Below are 16,065 nucleotides of genomic sequence, written 5' to 3'. Positions count from 1 at the left end.
AGTTGTGTGCGGCCCGGATGGTCCGGCGTGGCTTCTTCGCTTCGTAGGGTCGTTCCGTGCCGCAGCGCCCCTTCACCTCCGCTCCGTCTGTGTCCGTTCCCGTCCCGTGGCCGCTCGCGGTGCCCGTGTCCGGGCATGTCCCGTAGCCGCTTTCGGGGTGGAGATTCACCCGCTCACGCTCCCCATGCCGCGGTGAGATGCGGGATCATGGCGGCATGACCGAGGTGTCCTCGCTCACGGGGCGGTTGCTCGTGGCCACGCCTGCCCTGGCGGATCCGAATTTCGATCGTGCGGTGGTGCTGCTCCTCGACCACGACGAGGAGGGGTCGCTCGGGGTTGTGCTGAACCGGCCCACGCCCGTGGGGGTGGGGGACATCCTGGCGGGGTGGGAGACGCTCGCGGGGGAGCCCGGGGTGGTGTTCCAGGGCGGGCCCGTCTCGCTGGACTCCGCGCTCGGGGTCGCGGTGTTCCCGGGCGGGGCGAGCGGGGAGAGCGCGCCGCTGGGGTGGCGGCGGGTGCACGGGGCGATCGGCCTGGTGGATCTGGAGACGCCGCCGGAACTGCTCGCCGCCGCGCTCGGCTCGCTGCGGATCTTCGCCGGGTACGCCGGATGGGGCCCGGGCCAGCTGGAGGACGAAGTGGACCAGGGCGCCTGGTACGTGGTGGAGTCCGAGCCGGGGGACATCTCCGCCCCGGCCCCCGAGAAGCTGTGGCGGGACGTGCTGCGCCGGCAGCGCAACGAACTCGCGATGGTGGCCACCTATCCGGACGACCCGTCGCTCAACTGAAGCGGTCCGGCTTCAGTACCCTTGGCGGTATGAGCACTCTCGAGCCCGAGCGCGGGACTGGTACGGGAACCCTCGTCGAGCCGACGCCGCAGGTCTCCCACGGCGACGGCGACCATGAGCGCTTCGCCCACTACGTCCAGAAGGACAAGATCATGGCGAGCGCCCTCGACGGCACGCCCGTCGTGGCGCTGTGCGGCAAGGTCTGGGTGCCCGGCCGCGACCCCAAGAAGTACCCCGTCTGCCCCATGTGCAAGGAGATCTACGAATCCATGAGCAGCGGCGGCGACGACAAGGGCGGCGACAAGAAGTAAAGAAGCAGGGGTTCCCTCCCACCTGACTTCACGAAGGCTCCCGGCGCGCGTGTGAACGCGTTTCCCCGGGAGCCTTCGTGTTTCCCCGGAACACCCGCGCACCCCCGTCCCCGCATGTTTCGCACGTATTACGTGTTGACCCGGTTCACACCCGAGCCCCCGCACCCCGACGTTTCACGCGAGCCCCGTGTGAACACCATTCGCCCCCGCCCCACCGGTTTCGCGCGCACGTTCGCAAGATCGTCGGACCGCGTGTTTCCGCGCTTTCCCGCCGAGCCGTTCCCCGGCTCCCCGAGTTTTTCGCCCCGCCCCTGGGCACCGTCCCCCCTGTGACGAGAGACAAGGGGTGGACAGAAGTGACGGATGTGATTCCCGCGCCCGTCGCCACGGCGGAGAACGGCACCCGGGGATTCCCCCTCGGAGAAGGCACCGCCATCGCGGCCGGAGACGGCGCGCACGGCACCGCACGCTGGCTGAGGACCACCCTCGGCGCCGCCACCGGACTCCCGCTGCCCCCGGCCGCCGCGGACCGGCCCGACACCGTACGGCTCACCGTCGACCCCGCCGTCACCGCCCGCCTCGGTCCCGAGGGCTACCGGCTCACCGTCACCCCCACCAGCGCCGACCTGCGCGGCGGCGGTCCCGCCGGGCTGTTCTGGGGCGCCCAGACCCTGCGGCAGCTGCTCGGCCCCGACGCCTTCCGCCGCGCCCCGCTGCCCGGCCGCACCTGGCTGCTCCCGCCGGTCCGTGTCGAGGACGCCCCCCGCTTCCCCTGGCGCGGACTGCTCCTCGATGTGGCCCGGCACTTCATGCCCAAGGAAGGCGTACTGCGGCTGCTCGATCTGCTCGCCGCGCACAAACTCAACGTGCTGCACCTGCATCTGACGGATGATCAGGGCTGGCGTATCGAGATCCGCCGTCATCCGGGACTCACCGCGACCGGCTCCTGGCGGGCCCGCACCAAATTCGGCCACCGCGCCTCGCCCCTGTGGGAACACAAACCGCACGGCGGCCACTACACCCAGGACGACATCCGGGAGATCGTCTCCTACGCCGCCGAACGGCATATCACCGTCGTCCCCGAAATCGATCTTCCCGGCCACTCCCAGGCCGCGATCGCCGCGTATCCGGAACTCGGCAACACCGACGCCGTCGACACCGCCGCGCTCACCGTCCGGGACGACTGGGGGATCTCGCCGCACGTCCTCGCGCCCACCGAAGCCGTACTGCGTTTCTACGAGGGCGTGCTGGAAGAGGTGCTGGAACTGTTCCCCGCGCGGATCGTGCACCTCGGGGGCGACGAGTGCCCGGTGGACGAGTGGCGGGCCTCCGCCGTCGCGCGGGCCCGGGTCCGGGAACTCGGGCTCGCCGACGCGGAGGCGCTGCGCTCGTGGTTCACCGGCCACTTCGGGGCGTGGCTCGCCGCGCGCGGGCGGGTGCTCGCCGGGTGGGACGAGATCCTGGACGGCCCCGTACCGGACGGCGCGGTCGTCTCCTGCTGGCGCGGCCACGCGGCCGGGGCGGACGCCGTACGGGCCGGGCACGACGTGGTGATGTGCCCCGAGCAGCACGTCTACCTGGACCACCGCCAGGCGCCCGGCGCCGACGAACCGGTCCCGATCGGCTACGTGCGCACCCTGGAGGACGTCTACCGCTTCGAGCCCGTGCCGCCCGGCCTCACCCCCGCCGAGACTCGCCGCGTCCTCGGCACCCAGGCCAACGTGTGGACCGAGGCGATGGAGGACGCCGGACGCGTGGACTACCAGGTCTTCCCCCGGCTCGCTGCCTTCGCCGAGGTCGCCTGGAGCCCGCTGCCCGCGCCCGCCGAGCGGGACTTCGCGGGCTTCGAGCGCCGCATGAGCGCCCATTACCCCCGCCTGGACGCCCTCGGCGTCGCCTACCGGCCGCCCACCGGCCCTCACCCCTGGCAGCGCCGCCCGGGCGTACCGGGCAAGCCGTTCCCGGGCCCACCGCCGACGGCGCCGTCCCCGACGGCCCCGGTCGCCCCGGCGGTCCCGGCCCCCGCCGTCTCGAACGACCTGCCGACGAACACGTAATGGAAAAAGACCCCGAGGGGCATCGAAGCGGGTCAATCGGACCAGGTGTCCGATGGCGGTGGAAACCGGGTCGTACGGCCGGGGGCGCGGCTCAACACCCCTGGCGGACCCCGGCGTCCGGGGCTTGCGAAGATGTGCCAGAGTTGCCACGTCCGCCCTGTCAGGCCGTACCGTACGGCAGCACAGGCGGGGACCAGGTGGGGCAGCGGGAAGGGGCAGCCGGTTTGACCACGCACGCACCGCAGGCGGCGCAGACCGTCACGCTGCCCACGACACTGGACGAGGCGGTGGCGGCCCTGACCGCCCACCCGACCGCCGTCCCCGTCGCGGGCGGCACCGATCTGATGCACGCGGTCAACTCCGGGCGGCTCAGGCCCGCCGCGCTCGTCGGCCTCGGCCGGATCAGCGAGATCCGCGGCTGGCAGTACCAGGACGGCCACGCCCTGCTCGGCGCCGGACTCACCCACGCCCGCATGGGCCGCCCCGACTTCGCCGCCCTCATCCCGGCGCTCGCCGCCGCCGCGCGCGCCGCGGGCCCGCCGCACATCCGCAACGCGGGCACCCTCGGCGGCAACATCGCCTCGGCCGCGCCGACCGGCGACGCGCTGCCGGTGCTCGCCGCCCTGGAGGCCACGCTGATCATCGCGGGGCTGAACGGCGCCCGCCGCGAGATCCCGGTCTCCCATCTGCTGGCCGGGGTCGAGATGCTGAACGGCGGCGAACTCATCGGCTACGTCCGCGTACCGCTGCTGCACGCTCCCCAGGTCTTCCTCAAGGCCACGGGCCGTACCGGGCCCGGCCGCGCCGTCGCCTCCGTGGCGCTCGTGCTCGACCCCGCCCGGCGCGGGGTGCGGTGCGCCGTCGGCGCCATCGCGCCGATGCCGCTGCGCCCGCTGGAGGCGGAGCAGTGGGTCGCGCAGCTCATCGACTGGGACAACGACCGCGCGCTGGTCCCCGAGGCGCTGCACGCCTTCGGGGAGTACGTCGCCGCGGCCTGCATCCCCGACCCGGCCCCCGGGCCGGACGGCACGGTGGCAGCGCTGCCACCCGCCGTACTGCACCTGCGGCGCACCGTCGCCGCGCTGGCCCGACGAGCACTGGGGAGGGCGCTGTCGTGACCGACGACCAGCACGGAGAGGGCACGCCCCAGGGCGGCGGCCGGTGGAACCCGCTGCCCCAGGGCGAGTACGACGACGGCGCCACCGCCTTCGTCCAGCTCCCCGAGGGCGGCATCGACGCCCTGCTGTCCGGTGACAGCCCGCTGGCCGCACCGGGCCACGGCTATGTGCCGCCCCGGATCGACCCCGCCCCGCAGGCCGAGGGACAGGCGCCGCCCGCCGCGCCGGGCGCCTGGGGCGCGTCCGCCGACGCCCACCAGTGGCCCGTACCGGGCGAGCAGGGTGGCGGCGACCGCTTCACGTACGACCCGCAGCTGACGCCGTACCCGCAGGACGCGCACCCCGGGCAGCACGACACGGGTCAGCACCCCGGTGCCGACTACTCCGGCACCGGCCAGTACCCGGGCGCCGACCAGCACGGCATGGCCCAGCACCAGGGGCCCGAGCAGCACGCCGCCCCGCACACCGCTCCCCACCAGCCCGCCGCCGACCAGCACTGGACCGTCGAGGAGCCGCCCGCGCCCGGGCACGACGTCACCGGGCACTGGTCCGTACCTGTCGCGGGCGGTGATCTGCCGGACGAGTCGGGCGAGTTCACCACGTCCGCGCTCGCGGAGCAGTGGGGGACCGGCGTGCCCGCGACCCTGCCCGGCGGCGCGGCGGCGCCCTGGGCGACCGAGCCCGCGGGCGACCCCTGGGGCCGTCCGCAGGAGCCCGAGGGACACACCCCGGCGCAGGGCACGCCCCTGCCGGAGGAGACGTACGCGGGCGGCGACGGCGAGGACGCCTACGGCCCCGAGGTCACCGACACCGCCGACGCCCCCGAGGAAGCCCCTGAGGGCCCCGCCGACGGTCCGGCAGCGCCCGGCGCGGCCACCGGAACCGCCCCGCCTTCCGAGGAGGCGGAGAACGCCGACGGGGCCGAGCCGGAGGCACACCGTGAACCCGGGGCCGACGGCCCGGACGCGGCCGACGACCCGGACGCGGGCGAGGACCAGGGCGCCGAGCCCCGGCCGCCCCACGACGACCACCCCCTCGCCTCCTACGTCCTGCGGGTCAACGGCGCCGACCGCCCCGTGACCGACGCCTGGATCGGCGAGTCCCTGCTGTACGTGCTGCGCGAGCGGCTGGGCCTCGCGGGCGCCAAGGACGGCTGCTCGCAGGGCGAGTGCGGGGCGTGCAACGTCCAGGTGGACGGCCGCCTGGTCGCCTCCTGCCTGGTCCCGGCGGTCACCACGGCCGGCAGCGAGGTCCGTACCGTCGAGGGCCTGGCCGCCGACGGACACCCCTCCGACGTGCAGCGCGCGCTCGCCCGGTGCGGCGCCGTGCAGTGCGGCTTCTGCGTGCCCGGCATCGCGATGACCCTGCACGACCTCCTCGAGGGCAACCCGGCCCCCACCGACCTGGAGACCCGGCAGGCCCTGTGCGGCAACCTGTGCCGCTGCTCGGGCTACCGGGGTGTCCTGGACGCCGTGCAGGAGGTCGTCGCGGAGCGCGAGGCGCACGCCGCCGCCGAGGCCGAGGCCGGGGCGGACGGCGACACCGCCCGCATCCCGCACCAGGCGCCCCCCGGCGCCGGAGGCGTCAACCCCTCGGCCTTCGAGGCGCCCGGCGCCTTCGACACGCCCGGGGACCAGCACCGGCAGTACCCGCAGGGCCCGTACGCCCCGCACGAGCAGGATCCGTACGCCCCGCAGGACCCGTACGCACCGCACGACCCGCACTACGGCCAGGACGGAGGCCAGGCGTGAGCAACGAAGCCGCCACCGCGACCCCGGCGGCGGAAGCGGCCCCCGCTCCCGAGCCGCTGCCGCACGGCCTCGGCGCCTCCCTGCCGCACGCCGACGCCCGCGCCAAGACCGAGGGCACCTTCCCCTACGCCGCCGACCTGTGGGCCGAGGGCCTGCTGTGGGCGGCCGTGCTGCGCTCCCCGCACGCGCACGCGCGCATCGTGTCCATCGACACCACCCACGCGCGCGAGATGCCCGGCGTCCGCGCCGTCATCACCCACGAGGACGTGCCCGGCACCCCCCGGCACGGCCGGGGCACCCCCGACCGTCCGGTGTTCGCCTCCGAGGTCGTACGCCACCACGGCGAGCCCATTGCCGCCGTCGCCGCCGACCACCCCGACACCGCGCGGATGGCCGCCGCGGCCGTGATCGTCGAGTACGAACTCCTCGACCCGGTCACCGACCCCGAGCAGGCGTTCGAGGCCGAACCCCTGCACCCCGACGGCAACTTGATCCGGCACATCCCGCTGCGCCACGGCGACCCGGAGGCGGCGGGCGAGATCGTGGTCGAGGGGCTGTACCGCATCGGCCGCCAGGACCCCGCGCCCATCGGCGCCGAGGCCGGGCTCGCCGTGCCGCGTCCCGACGGCGGGGTGGAGCTGTATCTGGCCTCCACCGACCCGCACACCGACCGCAACACCGCCGCCGCCTGCTACGGCCTGCCCGCGGACCGCGTGAAGATCGTCGTCACCGGGGTGCCGGGCGCCACCGCCGACCGCGAGGACCAGGGCTTCCAACTCCCGCTCGGCCTGCTGGCGTTGAAGACCGGCTGCCCGGTGAAGCTCGCCGCGAACCGCGAGGAGTCCTTCCTCGGGCACACCCACCGCCACCCCACCCTGCTGCGCTACCGCCACCACGCGGACGCCGAGGGCAAGCTGGTGAAGGTCGAGGCGCAGATCCTGCTCGACTCCGGCCCCTACGCGGACACTTCGGCCGACGCGCTCGCCGCCGCCGTCTCCTTCGCCTGCGGACCGTACGTCGTCCCGAACGCCTTCATCGAGGGCTGGGCCGTGCGCACCAACAACCCGCCCTCCGGCCATGTGCGCGGCGAGGGCGCGATGCAGGTGTGTGCCGCCTACGAGGCGCAGATGGACAAGCTGGCCAGGAAACTCGACCTGGACCCGGCCGAGTTGAGGCTGCGCAACGCGCTCGCGACCGGGGATGTGCTGCCCATCGGGCAGACCGTGACCTGCCCGGCGCCGGTGGCCGAACTCCTGCAAGCCGTACGGGACTTCCCGCTGCCGACGCTGCCCAAGGACACCCCCGAGGAGGACTGGCTGCTGCCCGGCGGCCCCGAGGGCGCGGGCGAGCCGGGCGCGGTGCGCCGGGGCGTCGGCTACGGCCTCGGCATGGTCCACATGCTCGGCGCCGAGGGCGCGGACGAGGTGTCCACGGCCACCGTCAAGGTCCACGACGGCGTCGCGACCGTGCTGTGCGCGGCGGTGGAGTCCGGGCAGGGCTTCACCACGCTGGCCCGGCAGATCGTCCAGGACACCCTGGGCGTGGACGAGGTGCACGTGGCGCCCGTCGACACCGACCAGCCCTCGGCGGGCCCCGGCTGCCGGGGACGGCACACCTGGGTCTCCGGTGGCGCGGTGGAGCGCGCGGCCAAGATGGTCCGCACCCAGCTGCTTCAGCCGCTGGCGCACAAGTTCGGCATGTCCACCGAGCTGCTTCAGATCACCGACGGCAAGATCACCTCGTACGACGGGGTGCTCTCGACCACCGTCGCGGAGGCCCTTGAGGGCAAGGAGCTGTGGGCCACGGCGCAGTGCCGCCCGCATCCGACCGAGCCGCTGGACGGCGCGGGACAGGGCGACGCGTTCGTCGGCCTCGCCTTCTGCGCGATCCGCGCGGTGGTGGACGTGGACGTGGAGCTGGGCGCGGTCCGGGTGGTCGAGCTGGCCGTCGCCCAGGACGTGGGCCGGGTGCTCAACCCGGCCCAGCTGCGCGCCCGTATCGAGGGCGGGGTCACGCAGGGCGTGGGCATCGCGCTCACCGAGAACCTGCGCACCGCGCGCGGACTGGTGCGCCACCCCGACCTGACCGGGTACGCCCTGCCGACGTCGCTGGACGCGCCGGACATCCGTATCGTGAAGCTCGTCGAGGAGCGGGACGTGGTCGCGCCCTTCGGCGCCAAGTCGGTCTCGGCGGTGCCGGTGGTCACGGCCCCGGCCGCCGTCGCCTCCGCCGTCCGCGCGGCCACCGGCCGCCCGGTCAACCGCCTTCCGATCCGGCCTCAAGCAGCAGTGGTGACCTCGCAGTGACAGACGAACCTCGTTACGAACCCGCCCCGAGCGTGGGCAAGTTGTTCCTGTGGGTGCTGTTGTTCATCGTGGCGGCGATCGTCGTGGTCCTCGGCGGGATCTACTTCACCTGAGGCGGGGGACGGCGCCCGGTGCGCGGGGTGTCTCGTACGTCACGTCCTTTTCTCACGCCGTGACGCAACGTGCGGCGGTGGCGGGGCGTCTTTACTGACGGGCCGTTGTCAGTGGCGCGGCGTAATGTTCCGGGCGGTGGGTGTCCCGGCCGCGTGCTGCGGGTGAGCCCGGACGCGTCCCGTCTCCAGGGAAGCCGTACGACGACGTACCGACGTACCGATGAAGATCGCGGGGGAAGCGATGAGCACGACCGAGACCGAGGTCACGGCGATCACACTGACCGAGGCCGAGCTGGACCGCTACGTCACCCACGCACCCACGCGCGGCCTGCTCACCGACCCCGGACTGCCCGAGGACACCGGCCTGCTGACCTTCGCGCCCCTGCGCACGCACGGACTGCGCCGCCTGGCCGACGCGGCGGACGTCCCCGGCACCGCCGACGGTCCGCTCCGGCTCGCGGAGGAGCTGCGGGACCGGCTGGTGATAGGCGAACTGCTGGGCCCGGCCGGGCTCGAGCAGCGGTCGATCCTGCTCGACGGGGTGACGGGCGAGCTGACGACGGCGTATCTGTACGACCCGGCCGCCGCGCACCCCTTCGCCCCCTCCCTCGCCACCCTGCTGCGGTTCGCGGCGGTCACCGAGGAACTGGCGGGCCTGCGCGGCCGGTTCGCGGGGCTGCGCGGGCGGTACGGCACGGAGACGGCGGCCGAGGCGTCCCGCAGACTCCTCGCGCTCTTCGAGGAGGGCACGGACGGCGCCGTCCCGGCCTACTGGAAGGTCGCGGCCCTGATCCGCCCGCTGTCCCTGGTGGCCGCGCCGGGCCGCTCCGGCGGACTGACTCTCGACCTGCCCGGGCGGCTCCTGGAGGAGGAGTTCGGCTCGGGCCGGGTGGTCCGCTTCGAGGAGGTGGACTTCCCGCGCACGCTCACCCACGAGCCGACGCGCCGCTTCCTGCGGGAGACGGGGCTGCCGGAGGAGGCGGTGCTGTTCCACGCGGACGCGGACGGCCCGCTGCGCACGCTCACCGAGTACTTCACGGAGGAGGCCGCCGAGGACTACCCCCTCGACCTCCTCCCCGCCCACGCCGACCATCTGATCCGCCTCGGCCACCTGGTGGAGGACACCAGCCTGGTGCTCGACGGCCGCACCGGCGAAGTCCTCAGCTACGCCGAACCGGACGGCACCCTCCACCCCCTCAACACCGACACCTCCACCCTCGCCTACACCCTCTGGCTCCTCCACCACGAGCGCACGATCGACGACCACCTCTCCCACGAGCTGACGACCGCCGCCTACGACCAACTGGCCGCCACGATGCTCGCCACCCTGGCCTCCCTCGACCCCACCGGCACCGACCCGTCGACGGAGTGGCACTACTGGACGGAACTGTTCCAGGACGAGGCGGGCGGAGCGCTCTGACGCCGTTCGGCGCTGTGCAAGCTTCTCAACCTTGCTTACCTGCACGGGTGTTGCGGCTCCAGGTGCCGGTAGGGCGGCGTCAGAGGCGCTCGCCGCGGCTCCGGGCATTCGCTTCTGCGACTCGATCGCGCAATTGTGAGTGGGTCACACCCGAATGAGGTGGGGCGTCCGCCCCTCGGCTGTCACCCCCAATGGATCGTTGGGGTCGTGGAAGACCACCAACACGCCGTCGATGCCGAACAGTTCGAACGCTTCGGACAGCCGTGCCCGTGCCTCGCTTGCCATGGATGCTCGCCCCTTCCTCGGTCACGTGACCACGCCTTCTTCGGTCACGTGACCACGTTAGAAACGGGCCAGTTCGGGGCTCTATGAAGTTCTATGGAATTGCACGCGGATCAGTGCAGCGCCTCGATCGCCTGGGTGATCAGAGTTCGTGCCGAACCTCCGTACACGGATACTTCAGCCAACCGTTCGAAGGCCCGTGCGTACTGCTCGATCTCCGAAGGCGCTGTGACATTCACGGCCGCAGTGAGGAGTTCCACCTGAGCCTGGGTGTTGTCGTAGACGGAGAAGGTCTCCAGGGGCCACATGCGCCGCGTGGCGGTGAACGGCACCACCCCGAGGGAGACCGCAGGCAAGGACATGATGGACAGCAGGTGCCCCAGTTGTCCGGCCATGACGTCGGCGTCACCCATGCGGTACCGCAGGACGGCCTCTTCGACGAGTATGGCGAATCGGTGATCGCCCTCGCGCAGGATGCGCGCCCGGTCCATCCGGGCGGTCACAGCCTCCGCGACATCGTTGGGTGTCTGCCGGAAGTCGGTGATCTCGGTGAGCAGCGCGGACGCGTACGCGGGGGTCTGGAGGAGACCGGGCACCACGTTGGAGCAGTAGATCCGGAAGCTGCGGGTGCGCTCGAAGAGCGGTGTGTACGACTCCTGCAGCCGCCGCAATCCGGTCCGCTGGAGCCGTCGCCATTCGACGTACATCGACTCAGCGGAGCGGGATGCTGCGATCAGATCGGGGGCCTGGTCGTCGGCGCCGCAGATGCGGCACCAGTCACGGATGTCCGCGTCCGACGGCGGCGTGACGGCGTTCTCCAGTCGGCTCGCCTTCGACGGGTGCCAACCGGCCGCCACGGCCACTTCGCGTGCTTTCAGGCCGGCGTTCAGACGGATGTCGCGAAGGCGCGCGGCTATCGCTTCACGTGCTGCCTGGACGCTGGACGAGGGGGAATGGGGCATGCGCGCTGTAAGTTCTCAGATCCTGTACTGGTCGTGGGGAACGGCTCGGTCCCAGACGGCTTCGAAGGCCGTGGCGCAGAGCTCGACCACCTCGGGACGGTCGTCCACCTCGTCGCCCAGGTAGGCGCCCTCACCGGAGAAGTGACCGAACCTCACCAGGCGGTCGTCGAAGCACCAGAAGTCGTTTCCGGGGAGCGCCAAGTCGGAGGCGTTCCGGCGGGGAAGCCAACGGATCTGCTCACCTGCGGCGACATTGGTGAAGGTGCCGTCGTAGAGGTACCGGGTGTACTCGCTCACCGGTTCGGAGACGATGCGGGCCCTGCGGATGACGACGCCACGTGCGACCGCCTCCGACACCATGTCGAGCCAAGGACGCCACCATGATGGCCGGTCACCCGGGTCGGGCCGGTGCCCGGCCTTCCAGGCGGCCACACGCGGGGCTTCGTCGGGGTCGTCGTACGAGTCGCGCATCTCGAGATGCACGGCGGACCGGCGGCAGTTCGCCAGCAGCTCACTGAACGGCGGAGCCGTCTGCGGCATCACAAGCCTCCCTGATGGCGGCGACCATGCGCGCAGGCAGCCGGACGACGGTCTCGCTGCCAGGAATGGGACCGGCCTTCAGGCACTCGGCCCGCGTCGCCTCGTCCGCCACCCACCCTTGCAGCACGATCTCCTGCTTCTCCTCGTCGATCCACACGGTGGGGCAGTTGGCCCCGTCCGTGTTCGGGTCCTTGGCGATGAACCGTAGCGACACAGGGGCCTCCTGGGCTATGTGGGTTGCACATACTTCTATGTGTGAACCATCCTGGGGCTTGTGGGACCGGGGCAAGGGGGCATTTCAGGCCAATGATGCTTGGGCTGGCAACGCTTGGTGATGCCTCCCGGAACCCACATCAGAACAGGAGCCTAAGAGTCGAGCACTCCGAGGAGCGAATACTCGCCATCTCGTCCAACCAATGCTGGTTGCCCTTCTGAGTCGAGAGTTTGGCGATGGCATGCCGGTGCACGGATCTCTGGGAGCCGCGCCATCGTCTACTCGCCCTGTCCCAGGTTTGGTGGGCTACGAGCTCGTCGTGACGCGCACAAATGAGTCGCGCCTCACGCCCTTCCAGGGGGACAGCGAGTCGGCTGTCAGGAAGCACAACGGCCAGCACGGAAATCAGAGGTGAACCGCGTGGGTAACATTCTGAGTAGGGCTTGCTTCGTCCTGCAAGTGATCGCATAATTCGCAGCATGACGCAAACCCCCGGTAGTGAGGCGCTGGAACGAATCGCGACAGCCATTGGTCAGGCGTTGTTGGGATACACGCTAAATGTGATCCTCGACTCCGCAGTCGCCGGTGACTTTTCGGACGGTCAGTCGGAGTTCATCCGGGAGCTGGATGGTGTACTCACTGGTCCGGCTGCCGAGCAGTATGAGCAGGTACAACTGCACGAAATGCTCAGATTTTCTCTGACTGACACGAGTAAGCTTGGGCAGCCACTAGCCAACAAGATGCGCCTAGAATTTGGTGGAACTTTTCCTAATTCAAGCGGTGACGGCTCGCCGGATCAGCTAATCCGGGACCTTGCGCGTGATACATTTCCTGTGTTTCTACTTCCGCCAGATGAGTCCATCGGGTTCTTGGGGCCTCGGGAGAGCCCCCATGTGGCGGGCTCGATTTTCCGCCACCCCGGAAACAAGGCTTTTCAAGACGCTATTATTTCCGATCCGCACTTCAGTGCGGTCTTCGGTGAAGATAATCAACACGTTGGTCGGCATGTGACTCTATATCGGAGTACGTTGCGGGGTGGTACCGTCCAGCTATCTATGCTGGCGGGTATTATTCTTGGGAATGCATGGAAAGGGGATCTGGGGCACCCCTCGTCGGTAGAAGAGTTCTGTGATCGTGCTCAACAGCAGCTTCATTTCATGCGTTCTGCGTTGGCTGGTGAGTCGGTAACCGTAAAGGCATACCAAGCCTTCGCCGGGGTTCGCCTACCTTCCGGATTGGTCTGGAATGCGGGCGAAGGTATCGTGGTGCGCGAGGTGACCGAGAGGGATCGCGAGCGAGCGCCCGAGTCGCTCAAGCGCCAGCTCGCTCATACAGACTCGGCGGGTGAGACCACCGTCATCAACTATGATGGCGATGTTGTGGTTGAGTGTAAATATCCTTATAGAGTCAAGGTTGCTTCGGAGCCAATCGAGGATGCGAGCCCAGATTTTGATGACCTCTCCTCGAGTCTCATCAGTCGCATAACAAACCGTTTGCGCTTGAGTCTTCTAATTGCCGTCCAGCGCGATCAAAGAGTTCAACTGGTACCTTCTTGGCAATTCTATGAAGACCCCTTTGATAGCGGTTACTGCCTGAGCTGGAATGACTCCACGCAGGCGGTGGGTTTGATGCCTACTCAATTGACCAAGCCTGAGGTCGAAGCGTGGCAGGAATGGTTCGAACTGCTCGGTAATCCTCATGCGGAGCATATTGAGCTGGCTCTGTCTCGCGTGATACGCGCAGTATCAGAGCGTCGTGAGCCCTCTGATGTTCTGATCGATTCCGTGATCGCCTGGGAGAATTTGTTCGGTAGTAAAGATGGTGAACCGACGCTACGGGTTACTGCGTCACTCGCTTTGCTGCTTGAGGGGAATCCGTCAGCGAGACGCAAGCTTCGAACCAAGCTTGGAAAGATTTATGCACTGCGGAGTGATGTCGTGCACGGCACGTCTGCCCTAAAGGAGCAGGCGCAATTTGCCGCCTGTTATGAAGCGCTGAATATTGCGATCGAGGCCCTTAGGGTCCTGCTGCGTGATCGCAAGGATGTCCTCGCTCAGCGCACTGGTACAGAGCGAAGCCTTCATCTGATTGTTGGTCCGGCGTAAGTAGGTAAAGGGCTAGACCCTGAAATCCCTGTTCGGCTTACGGGTCAAGGGTTCACGGTGAGAAATCCTTGAGGCATGCAGTCCTCGCCGTGGGCAACACGGCAATTATTTCTACCTAGCTATTCTGGAAGAGGCCGTGGCGGGAATCGAACCCGCGTAACTCGCTTTGCAGGCGAGTCCCTGAGCCACTCGGGCACACGGCCGTGTGTCGTGGAATGAACGTAGGCGGGGGGTCGAGGGTGGGGCAAGGGGTGCAATGTGACTGTCATGGGGCGTTCATGAGCGGGCGCGGGGGAGTAGGGCCAAGGGACTAGGGGTGGTGGGGCTCTGGACAGGGGTCAAAGGGGGGAACGGGCCTTACGCTGGCCCGCATGACCGCTCTTGAGCAGCCCGATCGGGCCGTGGTGGATGTAGGTGCCGAGCCGCATGAGGGTGGCGTGCTGGGGCGGGCTCATCGGGCGCTCAGTGTCGGGGTCGTGTCCGTGGTGCTGCTCATCGCTTTCGAGGCGACCGCCGTCGGGACCGCGATGCCGGTTGCCGCGCGGGAGCTGGACGGGGTCGCGCTGTACGCGTTCGCGTTCTCCGGGTACTTCACGACCAGCCTCACCGGCATGGTGCTCGCCGGGCAGTGGGCGGACCGGCGGGGGCCGCTGGGGGCGCTGAGCGCGGGGATCGGGGCGTTCGCGGGTGGGCTCGTGGTGGCCGGGACCGCGCAGGTGATGTGGGTGTTCATCCTCGGGCGGGCGGTGCAGGGGCTCGGCGGCGGGCTGGTGATCGTCGCGCTGTACGTCGTCGTCGGGCGCGCGTACTCCGCGCGGCTGCGGCCCGCGATCATGGCGGCGTTCGCCGCCGCGTGGGTGGTGCCGTCGATCGTCGGGCCGCTCGCCTCCGGCGCGGTGACCGAACACCTCGGGTGGCGGTGGGTGTTCCTCGGCATCCCGGCGCTCGTCGTGCTGCCGCTCGCCCTCGCCCTGCCCCAGATCCGGCGCCGGGCGGGCGGTCCGGTCGGGAGCCGGGACGCCCCCTCGCTCGACCGGCGCCGCATCCGCCTCGCGCTCGCCGTCTCCGTCGGCGCCGGGCTGCTCCAGTACGCCGCCCAGGACCTGCGGCCCCTGTCCGTACTCCCCGGGCTCGCCGGTGCCGCGCTGCTCGTGCCCGCCACGCTCCGGCTGCTGCCACGCGGCACCTATCGCGCCGCGCGCGGGCTGCCCGCCGTCGTCCTGCTGCGCGGGCTGTCCGCCGGGTCCTTCATCGCCGCGGAATCGTTCGTGCCGCTGATGCTCGTCACCCAGCGGGGTCTTTCGCCGACCCTCGCCGGGTTCTCGCTGGCCGCGGGCGGGGCGACCTGGGCGCTCGCCTCGTGGGTGCAGTCCCGGCCCGCGACCGCGCCGTACCGCGAGCGGCTGATGACGTTCGGGATGCTGCTGGTCGCGGGCGCGATCGCCGCCGCGCCGAGCGTGCTGGTGGCCGCCGTGCCGGTGTGGGTCGTCGCGGTCGCCTGGGGGTTCGGCTGCTTCGGGATGGGGCTCGTGATCAGCTCCACCAGCGTGCTGCTGCTCCAGCTCTCCGCGCCCGAGGAGGCCGGGGCCAACTCCGCCGCGCTCCAGATCTCCGACGCGCTGTCCAACGTCGTCCTGCTCGCGGTGGCGGGCGCGGCCTTCGCGGCGCTGGGCGGCGGCAGTACGGCGGCCTCCGCGGCGGCGCACGCCACCGTCTCCCACCCCGCCGCCTTCGCGGTCGTCTTCCTGCCGATGGCGGGGGTGGCGGTGGTGGGGGCGTGGGTGACGACACGGGTGCGGGAGCCCGAGTCCGACAGCTCCGCCCACGAGGAATCCGCCGCCTCTGCCCACGAAAAAACCGGGTGACAACGGGATGTGTCGTGCGAAAACTTCAAGATCGTGACCGAGCGTGAGCCGTCCTCCGCCCTCTGCGCGAGGTGATTGTGACGTCGGTCCCAACCGGACCGGCGTCCGCCTCGTCCGCCCTCGGCGGGCGGTCCCGCGCCGGTAGGGTGGCCCGGTTGTTCTTCGTAGTCGAGCCGCCCCAAGCCCCCACCCCGGAGACCGTGACTACCTCCCGCCCGTCGCCCGCCACCGCC

At 70.6% G+C, this 16,065-nt stretch carries 13 protein-coding genes and 1 tRNA gene; 9 read left to right on the top strand and 5 right to left on the bottom strand.

Going from position 1 to position 16,065, the window contains the following annotated elements:
- Positions 1-215: 215 nt before the first annotated feature.
- From B079_RS0130730 to B079_RS0130695, 7 genes are all read left to right on the top strand, one after another.
- On the top strand, positions 216-788 hold the full coding sequence (locus B079_RS0130730) for a YqgE/AlgH family protein (RefSeq protein WP_018549698.1): 573 nt from the start codon (positions 216-218) through the stop codon (positions 786-788).
- 29 nt (positions 789-817) lie between these two features.
- Positions 818-1,099, top strand: coding sequence for a DUF3039 domain-containing protein (locus B079_RS0130725; protein WP_018549697.1), 282 nt, complete (start codon positions 818-820; stop codon positions 1,097-1,099).
- 356 nt (positions 1,100-1,455) lie between these two features.
- Complete coding sequence (locus B079_RS0130720; RefSeq protein WP_018549696.1) at positions 1,456-3,156, top strand: beta-N-acetylhexosaminidase; 1,701 nt, start codon at positions 1,456-1,458, stop codon at positions 3,154-3,156.
- A 224-nt stretch (positions 3,157-3,380) separates the two neighbouring features.
- Positions 3,381-4,274, top strand: coding sequence for an FAD binding domain-containing protein (locus tag B079_RS0130715; RefSeq protein WP_018549695.1), 894 nt, complete (start codon positions 3,381-3,383; stop codon positions 4,272-4,274).
- A complete protein-coding gene (locus B079_RS0130710; RefSeq protein ID WP_018549694.1) occupies positions 4,271-6,025 on the top strand; it encodes a 2Fe-2S iron-sulfur cluster-binding protein in 1,755 nt (584 codons plus the stop codon). The genes B079_RS0130715 and B079_RS0130710 overlap by 4 nt, the downstream gene beginning before the upstream one ends.
- The gene (locus B079_RS0130705; protein ID WP_018549693.1) at positions 6,022-8,331 is read left to right on the top strand and encodes a xanthine dehydrogenase family protein molybdopterin-binding subunit; all 2,310 of its coding nucleotides are present in this window, start codon (positions 6,022-6,024) and stop codon (positions 8,329-8,331) included. Before B079_RS0130710 ends, B079_RS0130705 begins: the two co-directional genes overlap by 4 nt.
- A gap of 354 nt (positions 8,332-8,685) precedes the next feature.
- Positions 8,686-9,864 carry an SUKH-4 family immunity protein gene (locus B079_RS0130695; RefSeq protein ID WP_026249239.1) on the top strand — a complete coding sequence of 393 codons (1,179 nt, stop codon included), beginning with the start codon at positions 8,686-8,688 and terminating at the stop codon, positions 9,862-9,864.
- A gap of 144 nt (positions 9,865-10,008) precedes the next feature.
- Here the strand turns inward: B079_RS0130695 and B079_RS35400 are convergent, their stop codons facing one another.
- The 4 genes from B079_RS35400 to B079_RS0130675 form a co-directional block, all read right to left on the bottom strand.
- Positions 10,009-10,149, bottom strand: a complete 141-nt coding sequence (locus B079_RS35400) for a hypothetical protein (RefSeq protein WP_018549691.1) — start codon at positions 10,147-10,149, stop codon at positions 10,009-10,011.
- 110 nt (positions 10,150-10,259) lie between these two features.
- Positions 10,260-11,108 (bottom strand): helix-turn-helix domain-containing protein, encoded by an 849-nt coding sequence (locus B079_RS0130685; protein ID WP_026249238.1) that lies wholly within the window; start codon positions 11,106-11,108, stop codon positions 10,260-10,262.
- Positions 11,109-11,123: 15 nt separating this feature from the next.
- Positions 11,124-11,648: a DUF6879 family protein gene (locus B079_RS0130680; protein ID WP_018549689.1), complete on the bottom strand. Its 525-nt coding sequence runs from the start codon at positions 11,646-11,648 to the stop codon at positions 11,124-11,126.
- The gene (locus B079_RS0130675) at positions 11,620-11,862 is read right to left on the bottom strand and encodes a hypothetical protein (protein WP_018549688.1); all 243 of its coding nucleotides are present in this window, start codon (positions 11,860-11,862) and stop codon (positions 11,620-11,622) included. The genes B079_RS0130680 and B079_RS0130675 overlap by 29 nt, the downstream gene beginning before the upstream one ends.
- A gap of 479 nt (positions 11,863-12,341) precedes the next feature.
- Here B079_RS0130675 and B079_RS35395 point away from each other — a divergent pair, with 479 nt between their 5' ends.
- Positions 12,342-13,967 (top strand): HEPN domain-containing protein, encoded by a 1,626-nt coding sequence (locus B079_RS35395; protein ID WP_158685074.1) that lies wholly within the window; start codon positions 12,342-12,344, stop codon positions 13,965-13,967.
- Between the two features lie 131 nt (positions 13,968-14,098).
- Here the strand turns inward: B079_RS35395 and B079_RS0130660 are convergent.
- A tRNA-Cys gene (locus B079_RS0130660) sits at positions 14,099-14,170 on the bottom strand.
- Between the two features lie 234 nt (positions 14,171-14,404).
- Between B079_RS0130660 and B079_RS0130650 the strand changes: the two genes are divergently transcribed.
- Positions 14,405-15,832 (top strand): MFS transporter, encoded by a 1,428-nt coding sequence (locus B079_RS0130650; RefSeq protein ID WP_018549684.1) that lies wholly within the window; start codon positions 14,405-14,407, stop codon positions 15,830-15,832.
- Positions 15,833-16,065 lie beyond the last annotated feature (233 nt).

This window comes from Streptomyces sp. LaPpAH-108 (genome assembly GCF_000373625.1).
In the GTDB taxonomy this organism is placed as follows: Bacteria; Actinomycetota; Actinomycetes; order Streptomycetales; family Streptomycetaceae; genus Streptomyces.
The sequence above is the reverse complement of the archived record's forward strand: the minus strand, read 5'-3'. Positions and strand labels throughout refer to the sequence as shown.

Coding starts and splice junctions, on each gene's coding strand:
- B079_RS0130695 (WP_026249239.1), top strand. CDS start 8,686: ATGAGCACGACCGAGACCGAGGTCACGGCGATCACACTGACCGAGGCC.
- B079_RS35400 (WP_018549691.1), bottom strand. CDS start 10,149: ATGGCAAGCGAGGCACGGGCACGGCTGTCCGAAGCGTTCGAACTGTTC.
- B079_RS0130685 (WP_026249238.1), bottom strand. CDS start 11,108: ATGCCCCATTCCCCCTCGTCCAGCGTCCAGGCAGCACGTGAAGCGATA.
- B079_RS0130730 (WP_018549698.1), top strand. CDS start 216: ATGACCGAGGTGTCCTCGCTCACGGGGCGGTTGCTCGTGGCCACGCCT.
- B079_RS0130680 (WP_018549689.1), bottom strand. CDS start 11,648: ATGCCGCAGACGGCTCCGCCGTTCAGTGAGCTGCTGGCGAACTGCCGC.
- B079_RS0130725 (WP_018549697.1), top strand. CDS start 818: ATGAGCACTCTCGAGCCCGAGCGCGGGACTGGTACGGGAACCCTCGTC.
- B079_RS35395 (WP_158685074.1), top strand. CDS start 12,342: ATGACGCAAACCCCCGGTAGTGAGGCGCTGGAACGAATCGCGACAGCC.